The 2320-nt window shown below is 58.4% G+C and carries 2 protein-coding genes and 1 tRNA gene; 2 read left to right on the top strand and 1 reads right to left on the bottom strand.

The window, feature by feature from the left end; genetic code table 11:
- The coding region (locus WB528_RS06795; protein WP_423887657.1) for a VWA domain-containing protein at positions 1-1209 on the bottom strand (1209 nt) is incomplete at its 3' end.
- A 100-nt stretch (positions 1210-1309) separates the two neighbouring features.
- Here WB528_RS06795 and WB528_RS06790 point away from each other — a divergent pair.
- Positions 1310-1384: transfer RNA gene (locus tag WB528_RS06790), tRNA-Phe, on the top strand.
- Positions 1385-1511: 127 nt separating this feature from the next.
- The coding region (locus tag WB528_RS06785; protein WP_423887656.1) for a 6-phosphofructokinase at positions 1512-2320 on the top strand (809 nt) is incomplete at its 3' end.

The following is a 2320-nucleotide window of genomic DNA, read 5'->3' as shown; positions in this document are numbered from 1 at the left end:
CTTCGGATAGCGTATGGTCAGACCCTTGCGTTTGGACTCTACTTTCAACTCGTGAAATTTTCCATCCAGCGAGTCGCCGTTTATATAAAAGCCCAGCGTGTAAGTCACCTCTGAATCTTCAACGGCTTTGCGAATCGCGCCGGTGATGTCGTTCGTATTGGTGAAAGCCTGGCCGCCGGTTTCGTCAGCGAGCTTCTGCATCGTCGTAATGCCGATGGGCTGCGACGACTGCGCGGGCATATTGTCAAGTTTACCGCTCGCTCCCGAAACATCGTCGAAATCGGCTGTGCCCCAAGCGCCGGCCGCTACCGTCGGCGATTGCGCGAGCAGACCGCGCGCATCAACCGGGTAAACGGCGATATTCGCTGGGCTAAGCATGCGGGCCATGGCGGCGCCCGAAAAAGGAAGGTTCGCTGTGAGCCAGACAAGATTCTTGCGTCCCGGAATGTTGGCGACGTGCGCGGCAATGGCCTGCAACGCGGCCATCGTTTGTGTACCGCGATCCTGATTGGCCGCCCCGGCGAGACGCCCCGATGCTCCGTTCTCGAATCCATCTCCCTGCCCAAAAATAGCGCGATGGGTGTGTCCACCGAGGACCATGACGGTGCTGCCGGGCTCGACAACCGCGCGATTCGTAATCGATCCGGTGTCGTAGTTTTGCAAAATCGCGAGGAGTTGGTCACGATTGCTCGTGAAATCGCATAGTACGCGCAGGGAATCACTGAGGCCGTAGATGGCAACGCGATCCTGCGGCTGGAGCTGCTTTATGAATTCAATCAGGTGCGATTTCGCGTTCCGAAGCGCAAGATCCTCGACCCAGTAGGGCGTCTTCTCATACCTCGATTGCGGAGCGGACCCGTAAAGGGTGTTCAAGTTGTCGAGGAGAACGACGGTAATGCTTCTGGGCGCGGTCACACCATACTGCGGCAAATCGGAGAACGTGTTGTGCGGCGGTGGCTGTCGGGGTGGTTGTTGTGCGGAGGCGGCAGCAGCGGCGGAGAAAATGCTAATTTTCTGCGGCTTGCCCTGATCCAGTACCGTGAAATCGTCTTTTGTTAAGTTGGCGACTGGGCCGTTTTTGTCGCGAACAATGACGCCGACTTCGACCAGCCGGGTGGCTACGTGAATCTGCGAGGTCCGCTGAGATTCCTGCGACGCCAGAGTCAATGGCACGAGCACCAAAGCGAGCGCAACACCAAAGCAGCGCACTACCACCTCCTTCCGTCGTTTCAATACCGCCGATTGTACGCCCATCCGATGCGGATTGACACGCCACTTCCCCGCCCGTAAAATCGCTGATTGTTCCCGTGCCGAGGTAGCTCACCGGTAGAGCGCGGCCCTGAAAAGGCCGGCGTAGGCAGTTCAACTCTGCCCCTCGGCACCATCCCACCGCCTTTTCTCTCCGCCTTTAAAACCTGAAGGCATTTTGGGTTCTAATTCGGTAACCTCTCTTGACATTCCTGGCGACGTGCTAAATCCTCATGGTCGGCGGGCTGGAGGCGAACCGATTCATGGCGAGCGGCGGCAAGATCGGCGTCCTGACGGGTGGCGGAGACGTGCCGGGCCTGAACTCGGTGATCAAGTCGGTGGTTTATCGCGCGAGCGAGATGAACCGCTCCGTGCTCGGCATTCGGAGGGGGTGGGAAGGACTGACGCATCTCGATTCTTCCCAGGAGTCCGATCCTCGCTACATTCGGCCACTGACACGCGAGAACACACGCGCCATTGACCGCAGCGGCGGAACGGTGCTGCATACATCGCGCACTAATCCCCTGCACATCAAGAAAGCCAATCTGCCGAAACATCTCTCTCCATCTGAATTGGAGCGCCTTTCCAGCGACGGGCAGACTTTCAATTTCACGCCGATCGTTCTCAGCAATCTCGAGCGCTTGGGGATCGGCTGTTTGGTTGTGATTGGCGGCGACGACACTCTGGGATTTGCCACCACGCTGCACCGCGCCGGCTTTCCGTTAATCGCCATTCCCAAAACAATGGACAACGACGTGCGCGGCACGGAGTACTGCGTGGGATTTTCGACGGCCATCACGCGCGCGAAGGAACTGGTATCGCGGCAGCGCACCACGCTCGGCTCGCACGAGCGTATCGGCATTTTCCGCATCTTCGGACGCGATGCCGGCTTCACAGCGCTATACACGGCTTACGTCACTTCCGCCCGCTGCGTGATTCCCGAATATCCTTTCGATCTCGATCTGCTGGTACGGCTGCTGTTGGAGGACAAGCGCGGCAATCCCAGTAATTATTCGTTCGTGGTCGCTTCGGAAGGCGCGGTGTGGACGGGACATGGCGTGGAAGATTTCGG

This window comes from Bradyrhizobium sp., from assembly GCF_049586575.1.
Lineage (GTDB): Bacteria > Pseudomonadota > Alphaproteobacteria > Rhizobiales > Xanthobacteraceae > Bradyrhizobium.
Note: the sequence above shows the minus strand (reverse complement) of the source record. Positions and strands in the feature narration are given on the sequence as shown.